This is a genomic window from Pseudomonas sp. RA_15y_Pfl1_P11, from assembly GCF_963970975.1.
In the GTDB taxonomy this organism is placed as follows: Bacteria; Pseudomonadota; Gammaproteobacteria; order Pseudomonadales; family Pseudomonadaceae; genus Aquipseudomonas; species Aquipseudomonas tritici.
This window is the reverse complement of the sequence record NZ_CAXAOY010000011.1, coordinates 147,988-162,927: the sequence shown is the minus strand read 5'-3', so window position 1 is coordinate 162,927 and position 14,940 is coordinate 147,988. Positions and strand designations below refer to the sequence as shown.

The 14,940-nt window shown below is 60.3% G+C and carries 14 protein-coding genes and 2 pseudogenes; 12 read left to right on the top strand and 4 right to left on the bottom strand.

The window, feature by feature from the left end; translation table 11 throughout:
• Positions 1–108: 108 nt before the first annotated feature.
• From AACY44_RS15935 to AACY44_RS15920, 4 genes and pseudogenes are all read right to left on the bottom strand, one after another.
• A complete protein-coding gene (locus AACY44_RS15935; RefSeq protein WP_339530617.1) occupies positions 109–435 on the bottom strand; it encodes a hypothetical protein in 327 nt (108 codons plus the stop codon).
• Between the two features lie 85 nt (positions 436–520).
• A complete protein-coding gene (locus tag AACY44_RS15930; protein ID WP_339438230.1) occupies positions 521–868 on the bottom strand; it encodes a hypothetical protein in 348 nt (115 codons plus the stop codon).
• 339 nt (positions 869–1,207) lie between these two features.
• Positions 1,208–2,059: a lipopolysaccharide biosynthesis protein gene (locus AACY44_RS15925; protein WP_339421002.1), complete on the bottom strand. Its 852-nt coding sequence runs from the start codon at positions 2,057–2,059 to the stop codon at positions 1,208–1,210.
• 69 nt (positions 2,060–2,128) lie between these two features.
• Positions 2,129–2,254, bottom strand: a pseudogene (locus AACY44_RS15920) (BamA/TamA family outer membrane protein); the annotation flags it as partial.
• A gap of 204 nt (positions 2,255–2,458) precedes the next feature.
• Here AACY44_RS15920 and AACY44_RS15915 point away from each other — a divergent pair.
• The 12 genes and pseudogenes from AACY44_RS15915 to fecE all read left to right on the top strand — a co-directional run bounded on the left by AACY44_RS15915 (position 2,459) and on the right by fecE (position 14,026).
• Positions 2,459–3,127, top strand: a complete 669-nt coding sequence (locus AACY44_RS15915; RefSeq protein WP_339530614.1) for a GntR family transcriptional regulator — start codon at positions 2,459–2,461, stop codon at positions 3,125–3,127.
• A 71-nt stretch (positions 3,128–3,198) separates the two neighbouring features.
• Positions 3,199–4,005: an ABC transporter substrate-binding protein gene (locus AACY44_RS15910; protein WP_339438234.1), complete on the top strand. Its 807-nt coding sequence runs from the start codon at positions 3,199–3,201 to the stop codon at positions 4,003–4,005.
• 11 nt (positions 4,006–4,016) lie between these two features.
• Positions 4,017–4,790, top strand: coding sequence for an amino acid ABC transporter permease (locus AACY44_RS15905; RefSeq protein WP_339530613.1), 774 nt, complete (start codon positions 4,017–4,019; stop codon positions 4,788–4,790).
• A gap of 2 nt (positions 4,791–4,792) precedes the next feature.
• Entirely contained in the window at positions 4,793–5,572 is a 780-nt protein-coding gene (locus AACY44_RS15900) for an amino acid ABC transporter ATP-binding protein (RefSeq protein ID WP_339420994.1), read from the top strand.
• 20 nt (positions 5,573–5,592) lie between these two features.
• Positions 5,593–5,945, top strand: a pseudogene (locus tag AACY44_RS15895) (spermidine/putrescine ABC transporter substrate-binding protein PotF); the annotation flags it as partial.
• Positions 5,944–6,084: a hypothetical protein gene (locus AACY44_RS15890; RefSeq protein WP_339420992.1), complete on the top strand. Its 141-nt coding sequence runs from the start codon at positions 5,944–5,946 to the stop codon at positions 6,082–6,084. The pseudogene AACY44_RS15895 and the gene AACY44_RS15890, both read left to right, overlap by 2 nt.
• A gap of 17 nt (positions 6,085–6,101) precedes the next feature.
• On the top strand, positions 6,102–7,712 hold the full coding sequence (locus AACY44_RS15885) for a gamma-glutamyltransferase family protein (RefSeq protein WP_339437170.1): 1,611 nt from the start codon (positions 6,102–6,104) through the stop codon (positions 7,710–7,712).
• 83 nt (positions 7,713–7,795) lie between these two features.
• A complete protein-coding gene (locus AACY44_RS15880) occupies positions 7,796–10,186 on the top strand; it encodes a TonB-dependent receptor (protein ID WP_339427892.1) in 2,391 nt (796 codons plus the stop codon).
• A 172-nt stretch (positions 10,187–10,358) separates the two neighbouring features.
• Positions 10,359–11,273 (top strand): Fe(3+) dicitrate ABC transporter substrate-binding protein FecB, encoded by a 915-nt coding sequence (locus tag AACY44_RS15875; RefSeq protein ID WP_370467912.1) that lies wholly within the window; start codon positions 10,359–10,361, stop codon positions 11,271–11,273.
• A gap of 2 nt (positions 11,274–11,275) precedes the next feature.
• On the top strand, positions 11,276–12,265 hold the full coding sequence (gene fecC, locus AACY44_RS15870; protein ID WP_339420984.1) for an iron-dicitrate ABC transporter permease FecC: 990 nt from the start codon (positions 11,276–11,278) through the stop codon (positions 12,263–12,265).
• A complete protein-coding gene (locus tag AACY44_RS15865; RefSeq protein ID WP_339420982.1) occupies positions 12,262–13,230 on the top strand; it encodes an iron chelate uptake ABC transporter family permease subunit in 969 nt (322 codons plus the stop codon). Before fecC ends, AACY44_RS15865 begins: the two co-directional genes overlap by 4 nt.
• Positions 13,231–13,234: 4 nt before the next feature.
• The gene (gene fecE, locus AACY44_RS15860) at positions 13,235–14,026 is read left to right on the top strand and encodes a Fe(3+) dicitrate ABC transporter ATP-binding protein FecE (RefSeq protein WP_339437173.1); all 792 of its coding nucleotides are present in this window, start codon (positions 13,235–13,237) and stop codon (positions 14,024–14,026) included.
• The last annotated feature ends 914 nt before the right edge of the window (positions 14,027–14,940 follow it).

Below are 14,940 nucleotides of genomic sequence, written 5' to 3'. Positions count from 1 at the left end.
TAATTCCTTGTTAAAAATGGCGCACGGCAAAGCCGCTGAACAATCAGCAGGCAGGGTGCGCAGGGTAGGGGGATCAAGCAGAGCTGAAGTACACAGGAGTGTTGCTGGTTAGAACGCGTTCTGGTCGAAGTAAAAGCCACAGTTCAGGCAGAGGCAGTCGTGGTTGCTGAACCAGTATTTCTCGATGGATCGACTCAGTTCAGTACCGGCAGCGTCACCTGCGGTCGCCCCGGACAGCCCAGCACGAATGATCGCCAGCAACTGACCTAAGATGCGTCCATGTGGGCCCGTTGCTTCAGTTGGTTGAGTAGGTGCCACCGATGCAGCCGCACCCTGGATGGTGGCGCTGATGATACTGACCAGTATGGCCATGGCCTTGGCGGCATCCTTGGGAATGACCGCTGTTGAATTGCAAACAATGCAGTGAATCGTCATCAGGAAGACTCCGAATGCGGCATAAACAGGCACCACAGTGCCCATACCGAAGAGAACGTTGAAGGATGAGCCGAGCAGAGGTGAGCTAGATTGGGGAGGCAGTTGAAGGGGGAGTAAACGTATAGCCGCAGTCACAACACAGGTGGTTGTCGAGAATGCGCTGATCAAAGACCTCTCCCAGCTTGGCTCCGGCCAGGCAGCCAGTGATACAGCCGGTTAAACCACCAAAAAGGGCACCCGACAGGCCGCCGAGTGTCATGCCTGCTGGGCCAGCCAAGGCGCCGACGCTGATACCTGTACTCGCACCAGTGATCGCGGCACTGAGTCCGCGAGCAGCACCGCCGACGGCACCGATCAGCGCACCTGTTTTCATGCCGTGACGTTTACTGGTGATATTGCAGGACGAGCATTTAGGGCAGTATCGCAATGACATGGTTGAAGCTCCGTTGTGGGGATGTCATTACGATCATGTAGGACTGAATATTTTTGGAGTTGAATCCAGTGGAGACCACTAGTTACATCAGCGTCGGCCTGCTGAGGGCGCTATTTTGTTTTTAAAAGGCGGTATTGACAGGAGCCTTTTTTCAGTCACCACCTGCAGAACCGAAACCGCCCGAGAGGCGGTTTTTTATTGCCTGGAAAAAAGCATGGGCGCAGCACGCAAAATCGACGTCTATGGAGCCAAGGGTGGCTCACGGTGACCGTTGCGTACTCCGTTGCGCCTGCGAGCCAGAACAGTCGGTGGGTCACTGGCGATAAAATACGATGCTTGCTACCCGAGCATCGTCTCAACCTCTGCAAGCGTGACCTGCGGGACCACACTGTCCGGAATTCTTGAAATGTCAGAGAGGTTATAAACCATGAAGTCCTCGCCCATGACCTTTTTGGACATCAACTCGAGCGACGGCAGTATGCGCGTGAAGTAGTGTTGGTCGAGTCCGCAGGGAGAGTTTTTCGATTCCTGGGTCTCGTAAAACCTTCCAGCGTTTTCGTCCAGATCCACCCCGACGAGAAAAACCTTGCTGAATCCGACGTGGAAGGCCAACTGTATCGCCAGATAGGCCACGGTTCTTGCGTCAAAGAAGCCCTGGCTCATGTCTTTGCTGAATCCCAGCAGTCTTTTGCGATGGGGCAGCAAGGGATGATTGACGACCAACGTGCGGCGTCTACCCAGCATAGAATCCAGCCAAGAAGGTCTTTTAGCTTTGGTCAGCGGATACAGACGTCCGGCTGGGCGAGCACGCGACGATCGCGCGTGGTCTTCCCAAAGCGCGACCCTCTGGCTGATCGCCATGGCGTGTTTGAATAATTCCGGCTGCTGTTCGGAAAAGCTTCTATCCGTGCAGGCATAAAAATACGGTTTGACGTCGGTGTCCTGAAACATGGAGATAGCGCCATTCATCGTGATCATCGGCACGTGCGCAAATTTCTCGAGAGGAAACGACTTTGCCGATGCGCCTGAAGCGATGATGAAAACGGCACCTGTTTCAATGTGCCGACAAGAGCCGAAATCCTGCGTAGTCAGGCAACGTTTGTTTGGACGCTGTCGCGCTGAATCTGGCATGTACAAAGCCTGCTTGATAGTGCCCACAGGCTTCGCATTGACGAGGGACGTCTGTTTCATCGGGCCCTACCTTGCGGCTAAAGGTAATTACGTATATCAGCCGACCCGATGACGGCTACTGAGTTCCCTTTAAAACGTCTGCCCCATGGAGAACTGAAACACCTGCTTCTGCGCGTTCTCAGGCGTACGAATCGGATACGCCAGGTTCACACTCAACGGCCCAAGCGGGCTGTACCACGTCCCCCCCACACCCAACCGTACGTGTTACTTGTGCCCACTGATGGGGCGTTCATGAGCCATTTCGTAGCAATCTCCTACGCAAGCCCTCCGCTTATCCTTCGATATTTGCAATCTATTCAACCTGAATCAATCACTTGGCTCATCTCGGCAAAGTTGGCACATATTCTGCTTTTTTGTATTCGTGGATAATTGGATACAAAAATTCAAAAGGTGCTGCCGATGCAATTTGCCCCCGCTTATGTTGACCGTCAGCCCCTCACCGCAGAGGAGGAGGCCTACAACTTCCTGCTCGATGCTATTTGTGGTGGTCGCTATCGCAAAGGTGACCGGCTGATCGCCGAAGACATCGCCAGCGAGATCGGTATGAGCCGCATGCCGGTACGTGAAGCCTTCCGCCGCCTGGATGCACAGGGCCTGGTGACGTTGCGGCCGAACCGTGGCGCCATCGTCAGCGGACTGGATATCGATGAATTACACGAGGTCTTCGAAATGCGCAGTGCCCTCGAAGGCCTGGCGGTGCGCGTCGCGGTGGGTCGCATCGGCGAGCGTCAGTTGGCGGCGCTGGAGCGCATGCTCGATGAGATGGACGACTACCGCGACGAAAGCGCCGCGTGGGTCAGCCGCCACCGCGCCTTCCACGAATACCTGTGCAGCCTCAGCGGTCGGCCGCGCCTGTTGAAGCAGATATCGGCGCTCTATTTGCTGGTGGAAGCGCCCATGCGTCTGTGGCTGCAACACGGCGAAAAACCCCTCAGCGCACGCCAGGAACATGCGGTGATCCTCGATGCGATTCGCGCCGGTGACGCCGCCCGCGCCGAAGCCGTGGTGCGCGAGCACATCGAAGGCACGGTGCCGGCGCTGATCCAGTTCCTGCAAACCGAAAAATAACAAAGACCTGCTGTGTTTTGACGTTGTTGAGTCCTGCCCCCCGTTGTACCCACGAACTGGAGTGTCTGGTCATGCATAAACGCCGCGCCTTGCTGGTGGCTGTCTCCCTCGGTCTCTGTACTCAATGGGCCTGCGCTGCATCGCAGGTGCCGGATCGCCTATTAACGGTCGACAAACTCACCTACTGCTCGGGGATGGATTCACCGCCCCTGGTGTCCTTCGATGAAGCGCAGAAACCGCGTGGGCTCACGGTCGACCTCGGCCTTGAGATCGCCAAGCGCCTGGGCGATAAAAAGGTGCAGTGGCGGGTCATCCCATTCTCCGGGCTGGTACCGGCGCTGCTCGCCCAGCAGTGCGACATGATTGTCGACCAGCTGTTCGACAAGCCCGAACGCCGCCAAGTGATCGACATCGTCAACTACATGTATTCCAGCCAATCGATAGTAGTGCCCAAGGGTAATCCCAAAGGCATCAAGACCCTCGATGATCTGTCCGGGCACAAGGTTGCCGTACTCAACGGTTCTACCATCAAGACCCTGCTGGACACGCAAAACGACAACCTGGCCAAGGCCGGCAAGCCACCGATGAAACTGGTGGTCTACAACACCGACACCGATGCGTTCCAGGCCCTGCGCATCAGCCAGGTCGACGCCTACGGCACCACCGTGGAAACCGCCGGCTACTACGCCGCGATGGCCCCGGACCTGTTCCAGGAAGGCGTGCCGGCGTTCAGCCGCATCCTCACCGGCTTGGGCATGCGCAAGGACGACCCGCAACTGACCGCCGCCGTGCAGCAGGTGATCAGCGACATGCGCAGCGATGGCAGCTACGTCGCGCTGCTGAATAAATGGCATGTCAGCAGCGACGCTCTCGACTGAGGTTTCCCGCAATGAACTTCAATTGGGATGTGTTCTGGCAGTACCTGTTGCAGCCCAGCGGGGTGTACCTCACCGGGCTGTGGCTGACGTGCCTGATCGCCGTGTCGGCGATGTTGCTGGGCTGCGCACTGGGGCTGGCGGCGGCGCTGTTGCGCTTGTCAAAGAACCCGCTGCTGCACCTGCCGGTGCGTTTTTATGTGTGGCTGATGCGCGGCACGCCGTTGCTGGTGCAGATTGTGTTCCTGTACACGGCGCTGGCGGCGGGCGGGATTTTCCGCTTTGAGGATATCGATCTGTTTGGCCTGGTTGTCCCCGGCAACATCCAGGCGGCGATTATTGCGTTGGGCCTGAATGAAGGTGCGTACATGGCCGAGATCATTCGTGCCGGCATCGGCGCGGTGGACAAGGGCCAGTACGAGGCCGGACGTTCACTCGGCATGGGTTTCGCCAAGCTGATGCGGCGCATCGTGATGCCCCAGGCGTTCCGGGTGATCGTGCCGCCGCTGGGCAACGAGTTCAACGTGATGCTCAAGAACACCACCCTGGTCAGCGTGATCGGTGTGCAGGAGTTGCTGCTCAGCACCCAAATGGTCACCTCGGCAACGTTCCGCGTGTTCGAGCTGTACCTGGTGGTGGCGATCTACTTCCTGATGCTCACCACGCTGTGGGGCTTTTTCCAGCGCTGGCTGGAGGCGCGTTTCGGCCAGTCCGATCGGCCTTCCGCGCCGCCGGCGGCCAGTCGCATGTTCGGGCGCAACACCCTTAAATTGCTGAGGGGACGCTAACCATGGCGCACCAAAGTGAAGAACTGATCATCGAAGCGCTGGATATCCACAAGTCGTTTGGCACGCTGCAGATCCTCAAGGGCATTTCCCTGCAAGTACGACGCGGCGAAGTGGTGGTGCTGATCGGCGCCTCCGGCTCCGGCAAGACCACCTTTATCCGCTGCATCAACCTGCTCGAAGACATCCAGGGCGGGCGTATTCGCGTCAACGGCCGCGCCATGGGCTACCGCGAACGCAACGACGGCAGCCTCGTGCGCGATTCGGAGCGCAATATCGCCCGCCAGCGCCGCGACATCGGCATGGTGTTCCAGCGTTTCAACCTGTTCCCTCATATGACTGCGCTGGAAAACATCATCGAAGCGCCGATCCAGGTGCTCGGCACGCCACGCGCCGAAGCGTTGGAGCAGGCTCATGGATTACTGGCGCGCGTGGGCCTGGCGGACAAGGCCAACCATTACCCGTCGATGCTCTCCGGCGGCCAGCAGCAACGGGTGGCCATTGCCCGTGCCCTGGCGATGAAACCCCAGGCCATGTTGTTTGACGAACCCACCAGCGCCCTCGACCCTGAAACCGTCGGCGAAGTGCTGCAGGTGATGAAGGCGCTCGCCGAGGAGGGCATGACCATGGTGGTGGTCACCCATGAAATGGGCTTTGCCCGTGAAGTGGCGGACCGCGTTGTGGTGCTCGACCAGGGCGAACTCATCGAACAAGGGCCGCCGGAACAGATTTTCAGCCACCCCAGCCACCCCCGTACCCGGGCCTTTCTCAGCCGCGTGTTATGACCTTTCCAAGGAAATCCGTCATGCGTGTATCAAGTTTGTTTGCGGTGCTGTGCTGCGCCGCCGTTGTGCCGATGAGCCAGGCTGCCACGCCTGTGGTCAAGGTCTACAATTGGTCCGACTACATCGGCCCTGACACCTTGAAGAACTTCGAGAAAGACAGCGGCATCAAGGTGCAATACGACATCTTCGACACCAATGAAATGCTTGAAGCCAAGTTGCCCTCCGGGCATTCGGGTTACGACCTGGCGTGCCGTCCAGCCAGTTCCTGTCCAAGCAGATTCGTGCCGGTGCCTACCAACCGTTGCAACGCAACGTGCTGGATAACTGGAAGCACCTCGACCCACGCCTGATGCAACGCCTGGACGCCACTGATGGACCCGAAAGTCAGCGGTAACCCGGGCATCTACCCCGGTGACGACGTAATCAACCACACCTTTGTCTCCGCCGACCTGCCGGAAAATATCCAGCGCCTGATGACCCGGGAATGGAACCGCATCAAGTCCGGCCAATGAATTGAAGAGCCTTTGCCATGTTGAAATTTTCTGCGCACGAGTATCCCTATCCCTCGCAACGCCAGAGCGTGTTTGCCAAGCGTGGCATGGTCGCGGCGTCCCAGCCCCTGGCCGCCCAGGCCGGCATCGAGATCATGCAAAAGGGCGGCAACGCTATTGATGCCGCCATCGCCACGGCGGCCGCGTTGACGGTGGTCGAGCCCACTGGCTGCGGCCTGGGCGGCGATGCGTTTGCCCTGGTCTGGTGCAAAGGCCAGTTGCACGGCCTGAACGGCAACGGCCATGCGCCGGCGGCCCTGAGTATCGAGACGGTCAAGGCGGCGGGGCACGATCAAATGCCGCTGTACGGGTGGACCCCAGTCACCGTACCGGGCTGCCCATCGGCTTGGGCCGAGCTGTCGCAACGCTTCGGCAAGTTACCGTTTGCCGAGTTGCTGCAACCAGCGATCAGCCTGGCGCGCGACGGTTTCCCGCTGTCGCCGGTGGTTGCTCATCAATGGCAGATTGCGTTGGATGAGTTCACGCCTCATCGCGACCCGGTGCTAGCGGCCTGGTTCGACACTTTCCTGATCGACGGCCGCGCACCACGGGCTGGGGAGATTTTCCGCAACCCGGCGCAGGCCCGCACCTTGGAAGAGCTTGCCGCCACTCGCTGCGAAAGCCTGTATCGCGGCGCCCTGGCCGAACGCCTGGACGCCCACTCCCGCGCCAGCGGCGGTTACCTGCGCGCCAGCGACCTCAAGGACTACCGCGCCCAGTGGGTGGAGCCGATCCACATCAACTACCGGGGCGTGGATGTCTGGGAAATTCCACCCAGCGGCCAGGGCCTTGTGGCGCTGATGGCGCTGAACATCCTCGAAGGCTTCAGCTTCGATCACCGCGACAGTCAGCAAACCTGGCACCGCCAGTTGGAGGCGATGAAACTTGCCTACAGCGACGGCCTGCACTACATCACCGACCCACTGCACATGCGCGTGGCCGTCGCCGATCTGCTCAGCGATGACTACAGCACCCGTCGCCGTAGCCAGATCGGTGAACAAGCTCAGCCACCGAAGCCAGGAGACCCCCACGCCAGTGGCACGGTCTACCTGGCCACGGCGGACGCCGAAGGCAATATGGTCTCCTTCATCCAGAGCAACTACCACGGCTTTGGCTCCGGTGTGGTGCTGCCCGACAGCGGCATCGCCCTGCAGAACCGTGGTCAGGAATTCAGCCTCGACCCGGCCCATGCCAACTGCCTGGCGCCGGGCAAGAAAACCTTCCACACCATCATTCCCGGCTTCCTGACCAAGGACGGCCAGGCGCTGGGCCCGTTCGGCGTGATGGGCGGCTATATGCAGCCCCAGGGCCATGTGCAGATGGTGATGAACCTGGTGGACTTCGGCCTCAACCCGCAAGCGGCCTTGGACGCGCCGCGCTGGCAATGGCTGGGCGACATGAAAGTCGGCATTGAGCAGGGCGTCTCCCGCGACCTGGCCAATGCCCTGGCGCGGCGTGGGCATCAGGTACAAATCGCCAGCGACCTCACTGACTTCGGGCGCGGGCAGATCATCCTGCGCGATCCGGTCAGTGGTGTATTGTGCGGCGGCACCGAGCCCAGGGCGGATTCAACGATCGCAGTGTGGTAAGCGAAAAAATTGGCGGAGCTTGTCCCTTTTTTTCATCTCGCCTGTCATTCAAGGCAAGTGAACAATATCGAGAGCTTCCGCCAATGCCCGTAGTCCGCCCCTTGCTGAAACTGAGCCTGTTGCTGAGCCTCAGCGCCAGCCCGTTATTCGCTGCCGTCAGCTATGCCGAAGACACTGCCGCCCGCCGCAGCTACCAGGTGCCGGCCGGCAGCCTGAGCGCGGCACTCACCCGGTTTGCCGGGTTGGCAGGCGTCAACCTGTCGGTAGACCCGGCCCTGGTCAGCGGTCGTACCAGCAGTGGTTTGTCCGGTGAGTACGCCGTGGAGGAGGGCTTCGCCCGCTTGCTGCAAGGCTCCGGCCTGCAACTGCAACCCATGGGGGCACAGGCCTACATGTTGGTGCCGGCGCCGGATGGCAGCCGCCTGGAACTGGCGCCGACCTCAATCCTTGGCACCACCGGCCTGTATGACGGCGACACTTACGCCGGTGGGCAAGTGGCGCGCCGTGGCTCGCAGGGTTTGCTGGGCACACGGGACTTTATGGAAACCCCGTTCAGCATGACCACCTACACCGCTGACGCGGTGAAAAACCAGCAGGCGCGCACCTTGGGCGACCTGATCGCCAGCGACCCGTCAGTGCGCGCCACCAACCCGGCCGGTGGGCGTTATGAGCAGTTCACCATTCGCGGTTTCAGCCTGTTCAACAGCGATGTGTCGTACAACGGTCTCTATGGCGTACTGCCGACCTACACCATCGACATGGAAATGGCCGACCGCGTCGACATCTTCAAAGGCCCCACCCAGTTGATCAACGGCATCTCACCGCGCGGCAGCGTCGGTGGCGGGATCAACGTAGTGCCCAAGCGCGCCACCGACAAGGACATCAACTCGTTTACCGGCAACTGGACCTCCGACAGCCAGGCTGGCGGCGCGGTGGATGTGGGGCGACGCTTCGGTGAGGACAACATGTTCGGCATCCGCTTCAACGGCGTGAAGCAGTCCGGCGACACCGAGTGGGACCACCAGCGCGTCGACCGCGAAATGGCTGTGTTGGGCCTGGACTTTCGCGGCGAGCGCCTGCGCCTTTCCACCGATATCGGCCACACCGAACGCGATACCGATGCACCGCAAGAGCGCGTGCAGGTGGCGGCCGCAGCGCCGGTGCCCAGCGCCAACGATGTGCGCCGCAACTACGCGCAGTCCTGGAGCAAGGCCAGCACCAACGACACCTTCGGCACGGTCAACGCTGAGTACGACCTCAGCGATAACATGATGCTGTATGGCGGCGTGGGCGCGCGTAAAAGCAACCACGACTTTCTACGTCATGCGGTGTCCGTCACCAATGCGGCTGGCGCGTTCACTGTGCAGCCGCGGTATTTCACCCGCGATGAAAACGTGCGCACCTACACCGCTGGCGTGCGCAACTGGTTCCATACCGGGCCGGTGAGCCATGAGGTCAACCTGGCGGCCAGCTACTTCGACATGGACTTCACCAACGGCGGCACCCGCTACGGGACGGCGACGAGTAACCTCTACAACCCGGTGCAAACGCCGGCGCCGTCCACGGCGATACGTCAGGACGCTAAGGTCTACACCGAAAACAAATTCAGCGGCGTGGCCTTGTCCGACACCCTGGGGTTCTTCGACGACCGCCTGCTGCTGACCCTCGGCGCGCGTTGGCAGCGCGTCAAGGTGGATGACTGGAGCGACGGCATCAAAGGCAAAACTGGCTATGACGAAGAAAAGGTCTCGCCGTCCGGTGGCCTCCTGTTCAAGGCCACCGACAAGCTGTCGCTGTACGCCAACTACATGGAAGGCTTGAGCCAAGGCAAGATCGCGCCGTCGACCTCGAGCAACGAGGATGAAATCTTCCCGCCCTTCATCAGCCGTCAGGTGGAAGTGGGCGCCAAATACGACGCCGGCGCCTTTGCCGTGACCGCCGCTGTGTTCCGCATCAAGCAGCCGGCCTATGAAACCAACGCGACCTCGCGGTTGTTCGGCCCCAACGGCAAGCGTCAGAACTCCGGTGTGGAGCTGAGTGTATTCGGCGAGCCGCTCAAGGGCGTGCGCCTGCTGGGCGGGGTGATGTACATCGACAGCGAACTGAAGGACACCACCAACGGCGCCTGGGACGGCAACCGCGCCCCGGCGACGCCTAAATACAACGTTAACCTGGGCGCCGAATGGGATGTGCCGGGCCTTGAAGGCCTGACGTTGACCAGCCGTGGCATTTATTCCAGCTCGCAGTACCTGGACCAGTCCAACGTCAAGGAAATCGATGCGTGGAACCGCGTCGACGTCGGCGCGCGGTATGGGTTCAACGTGGATGACAAGCACATCACCTTGCGCGCGAATGTGGAGAACGTCGCCGATAAACGCTACTGGAGCTCGGCCGGGGCGTCAGACGACAGCGAGCCGGGGTTGACCTTGTCGACACCGCGTACCTACTTGCTGTCAGCCACCGTCGACTTCTAACGGCCGTACACCGATCAAAAGTGTGGGAGGCCGGCTTGCCTGCTCCCACACGTGATTGTCGGTGTTAATGAGAATGTGTTTTGATCGCGCCGCCCCAATATGGAATAGTACCCGCCGTTTTCCCCAACAGGTCTAGCTGGGGTGTTCCAACGCCGAGGTCCTTGTCATGCGAATGTTGCGCTCCATCCCCACCTTTGCCGCCTGCCTCTTGGCGTTCTCTTCAAACCTGCTGAGCGCCGCCCCGATCGACCTCAATGACGGCCAGCACGCGGTGCATCTGCCGGATGCGCCCAAGCGTGTGGTGGTGCTGGAGTTTTCCTTTCTCGACAGTTTGGCTGCCGTTGACGTAACGCCCGTTGGCGCCGCCGATGATGGTGACGCCAACCGCGTGTTGCCCCGTGTGCGCCAGGCTATCGGTGAGTGGAAGTCCGTAGGCCTGCGCTCGCAGCCGAGCATCGAGGCAATCGCCCGGCTCAAGCCCGACCTGATCGTTGCAGACCTCAATCGCCACCAGGCGTTGTACAGCGACTTGGCGAGCATCGCGCCGACGCTGTTGCTGCCCTCGCGTGGTGAGGATTACCAAGGCAGCCTTAAATCTGCCGAGCTGATCGGCAAGGCGCTGGGCAAGAGCGCGCAGATGGAAGCGCGTATCCAGAAGAACCGTGAAAACCTCAACGCCATCGCGCAACAGATTCCCGCTGGCGCCAGCGTGCTGTTCGGCGTCGCCCGTGAAGACAGCTTCTCCGTGCACGGCCCCGACTCCTACGCGGGCAGCGTGTTACAGGCCATCGGCCTGAAAGTCCCATCGGTACGCGCCAACGCTGCGCCCACCGAATTTGTCAGCCTGGAGCAACTGCTCGCCCTCGACCCGGGCTGGTTGCTGGTAGGCCATTACCGTCGCCCCAGCATCGTCGACAGCTGGAGCAAGCAGCCGTTGTGGCAAGTGCTCAGCGCCGTGCGTAACAAGCAGGTAGCCGAAGTCGATGGCGACAGCTGGGCGCGCAACCGTGGCGTGCTGGCCTCGGAGCAGATCGCCGAAGATGCGTTGGCGATTCTTAAAGGCGGCAAAGCCGTGTTGAGCCAGTAAGCGTGCAACGCAGTTTTGCGGCGACAGGCATTGTAGGGCTGGGCGCGTTGTTGTTCTGGCTCTCGCTGTACAGTGCGTCGCCGTTCACGCTCACGGCGGCGGACGCCTGGAATGGGCTGGTCCATCAAGGCCGCGTAGGCGGCAACATGGCTTATATCGTCGCCCAGTTGCGCGTGCCGCGTGCCGTGTGTGCCGCGTTGGTCGGTGCCTGCCTGGGCCTGGCCGGCGCGCTGATGCAAGGCATTACGCGCAACCGTCTGGCCTCGCCGTCCTTGTTTGGTGTGACAGCGGGCGCGGCGTTGGGCTTGGCCCTGTTTACCACCGGCCTGGTCGCACCGCCGTTTGCCGGTGGTGCATTGTTGATGACCTGTCTGGGCGGCGCGTTGGCCTGGATCACGGTATTCAGCCTTGGCGGCGCCTGGTCGCCGACCACGGCCCAGGGCCGCCTGGTCTTGGCCGGCGTTGCGGTAGCGGCATTGTGCGCGGCACTGACCCGGCTCACAGTGATTCTGGTCGAGGCCCAGGCGCAAAGCGTGCTCAACTGGCTGGCCGGCTCCCTGGCCAATGTCGGCGCCGCGCAAGTGCAGTTGCTCTGGCCGTGCACCTTGATTGGCGGGCTGTGGGCGCTCTGGTGTGCACCGCGCCTGAACCTGATCAACCTCGGCGAAGACGCCGCACGCTCGTTGGGTGTGGGCATCGCCAGCCTGCGTTTGCAGGTGTTTATCGCCAGCCTGTTGCTGGTGGGGGCGAGTGTCTGCGCCGTGGGGCCGATCGGTTTTGTCGGGTTGATCGCGCCGAATATTCTTCGCCAGTTCCTCGGTAATGACTACCGCTGGCTGATCCCGCTGAGCGCAGCGTTGGGTGCGGTGATCGTGCTGGGGGCTGACCTGCTCAGTCGCGCAGTGGCCTTCCCGGTGGAGACGCCGGCTGGCGTGGTCACCGCGTTGATCGGCGCACCGTTCTTTCTCTTTCTTGCCAGGCGCGCCTTATGATCCGGCCACGATTGCGCCTATGGTTGCTGCTCGGCTTGTTGCTGCTGGCAACCTTGGTCAGCCTCAGCGCCGGCACCCTGTGGCTCACGCTCGACACCGTGCTGGACCGCCTGCTGGCCCACGATGCACTCGACTTCGAAGTATGGAACCACCGCCTGCCACGCAGCCTGATCGCGATCTTCGCAGGTTCAGCCTTCGGCCTGGCCGGGGCGATTGTGCAGGGCGTGATCCGCAACCCGCTGGCTTCGCCGGAAATTCTCGGCGTGACCCAGGGCGCAGGGCTGGCGCTGACCGTGGCGATCATCAGTTGGCCGCATTTGCCGATTGCCTGGCTGCCGCTGGTGGCCTGTTTGGGCGGAGCGGGTGGCGCGCTGTTGCTGGCGCTGTACAACACCGGGGTGAGTTTTTCCGGGGTGCGCTTTGCGTTGTCCGGGGTGGCGATTGCAGTGACCTTGTCCAGCGTCACCGAGTTTCTGATCCTGTCCCACCCACTGGATATCAACACCGCGTTGCTCGCGCTCACCGGCAGTTTGTGGAGCCGCAATTGGCACCATGTGGCGCTGGTGCTGCCGTTCCTGGTGTTGATCCCGCTGGGCCTATGCCTGGCCAAACCGCTGAACCTGATCGCCCTCGGCGATGAGGCGGCCCACAGCCTGGGCACTGCGTTGAGTCGTACGCGCTGGATGGCGATGGCCTGCGCAGTACTGCTGACCAGCCTGGGCGTAGGCGTTATAGGGCCGATTGGCTTTATCGGATTGGTTGCACCGCATATGGCGCGGCGGTTGGTGGGTGGGCATCACCAGCGCCTGCTGCCGGCGTCGATGCTGATCGGTGCACTGTTACTGGTGTTGGCTGACACGTTGGGGCGCACGTTGATCGCGCCCAGCGAAATCCCTGCCGGGGTACTCACGGCGGTGATTGGCGCGCCGTATTTTCTTTGGTTGCTGGCACGGTTCAAGGGCTGATGACATGAGTATTCTTCAAGCACATCAACTCGATATTGGCTACGGCGCGACACGCATCGTGCAAGGGTTGTCATTCATGCCACCCGCCGCAAAGGTCACTGCGCTGATCGGGCCGAACGGCTGCGGCAAGTCCACCTTGCTCAAGGCGTTTGCGCGCATCCTCAAGCCGACCCAGGGCGAACTGACGTTGGATGGCCAAGCCTATGCCAGCCTGTCCGCACGCCAATTAGCGCGACAGATTGCGTTTCTGCCGCAGGTGTTGCCGGTGCCGGAGGGCGTCAGCGTGCGTCAGTTGGTCGCTTATGGGCGCAGTCCGCATAACTCGCTTTGGGGGCGTTTGAGTGGTAGCGATCAATCCCATGTGACCCAGGCCATGCAGCGTCTGGAACTGGACAGCCTGGCCGACCGCGCCCTGGCCGATTTGTCCGGCGGCCAACGCCAACGTGCCTGGCTTGCGATGGTGTTGGCGCAGAACTCGCCGGTGGTGTTGCTGGATGAGCCCACGACCTACCTCGACATCAGCCACCAGGTCGAACTGCTCGACCTGATGGGCGAACTGGCCGCGGAAGGGAAGACGGTGATTACCGTGCTGCACGATATCAACCAGGCTTGCCGTTATGCCGACCACCTGGCGGTGATGCACCGCGGCAAGCTGGTGGCCGACGGCGCGCCGGGGGCGGTGATCAGTGCTGAGCTGATGCGGCAGGTGTTTGATGTGCAGGTGCAGATCATGCGGGAGCCGGTGGCCGGCACACCGATGTGCTTGGTCAAAAAAAGCACCCGCCCCCAAGCCTGACTCGGTCAGACATGTGGGAGCTGGCTTGCCTGCGATAGCGGTGTGTCATTCACCTCCTGCATCAACTGACATGGCCTCATCGCAGGCAAGCCAGCTCCCACATGTTGTCCTCAGGTGCCTTCAGATCTTCACACGACCGTGCTGACATCGATGGTTTTAGGCAGCAGACGATTCTGATAGAACAAATCCGCCATCGCCTGCGTTTTTGCAGGTGAACTCACAACTGCGACGTGATCGGTGTGTTGCATGGTGAAGCCCTTAGACCCCACTCATGAAAATTAGTGATGCACAGAAAAGCGAACGGCAAGAGCCATAAATTATTCATAAAATCCGTGCTCGTATCATCAAAAAAAGTGGTTGTGGGGCGGGTTTTTGAATTTTTTGCGATAGCGCAAGAGTGGCTTATGAACAATTATTATCAATGACTGTTACTTTTAACAGGTTATGGTTTTTTTGCTTTTATGTATCTTGTTTGTGTCATCTGTGAGTAAGTTAAATTGAAGAGGGTTGCGTAAATGGCCAAGAATAATCCAGCGCTTGAGGGGGCATACAAGTTTACTCGTCCAGGCGCGTCTGTGTTCGAGCTATTTATAATAAGATTTGCGGATTACGATACCGGAGCTATTGATGCTGAGATAAAGAGTGGCGGGCTTACTGATTCCGTATCGTCCGCAGGTTACAAACGTAACGCAACCAGCAATACTACCACGCGGACTGATCTGAGCTTCACTCGATGGGGCAATAAATATCATTTATGGACGATGGATCTTGCTTGCAATAGCTTTACCGCTAGTATTCAAGATAGCTCCGGGAATTGGTCTGAGGAGTTTACGTTTACTAAGTTGTAGTGATTCTCCTAATGGTAGGGTTGTGGCCAGAATTCATCGATGCGTAGTCCCAATACTTATCTTTAT

Coding starts and splice junctions, on each gene's coding strand:
- AACY44_RS15935 (WP_339530617.1), bottom strand. CDS start 435: ATGACGATTCACTGCATTGTTTGCAATTCAACAGCGGTCATTCCCAAG.
- AACY44_RS15930 (WP_339438230.1), bottom strand. CDS start 868: ATGTCATTGCGATACTGCCCTAAATGCTCGTCCTGCAATATCACCAGT.
- AACY44_RS15925 (WP_339421002.1), bottom strand. CDS start 2,059: ATGAAACAGACGTCCCTCGTCAATGCGAAGCCTGTGGGCACTATCAAG.
- AACY44_RS15915 (WP_339530614.1), top strand. CDS start 2,459: ATGCAATTTGCCCCCGCTTATGTTGACCGTCAGCCCCTCACCGCAGAG.
- AACY44_RS15910 (WP_339438234.1), top strand. CDS start 3,199: ATGCATAAACGCCGCGCCTTGCTGGTGGCTGTCTCCCTCGGTCTCTGT.
- AACY44_RS15905 (WP_339530613.1), top strand. CDS start 4,017: ATGAACTTCAATTGGGATGTGTTCTGGCAGTACCTGTTGCAGCCCAGC.
- AACY44_RS15900 (WP_339420994.1), top strand. CDS start 4,793: ATGGCGCACCAAAGTGAAGAACTGATCATCGAAGCGCTGGATATCCAC.
- AACY44_RS15890 (WP_339420992.1), top strand. CDS start 5,944: ATGGACCCGAAAGTCAGCGGTAACCCGGGCATCTACCCCGGTGACGAC.
- AACY44_RS15885 (WP_339437170.1), top strand. CDS start 6,102: ATGTTGAAATTTTCTGCGCACGAGTATCCCTATCCCTCGCAACGCCAG.
- AACY44_RS15880 (WP_339427892.1), top strand. CDS start 7,796: ATGCCCGTAGTCCGCCCCTTGCTGAAACTGAGCCTGTTGCTGAGCCTC.
- AACY44_RS15875 (WP_370467912.1), top strand. CDS start 10,359: ATGTTGCGCTCCATCCCCACCTTTGCCGCCTGCCTCTTGGCGTTCTCT.
- AACY44_RS15865 (WP_339420982.1), top strand. CDS start 12,262: ATGATCCGGCCACGATTGCGCCTATGGTTGCTGCTCGGCTTGTTGCTG.
- fecE (WP_339437173.1), top strand. CDS start 13,235: ATGAGTATTCTTCAAGCACATCAACTCGATATTGGCTACGGCGCGACA.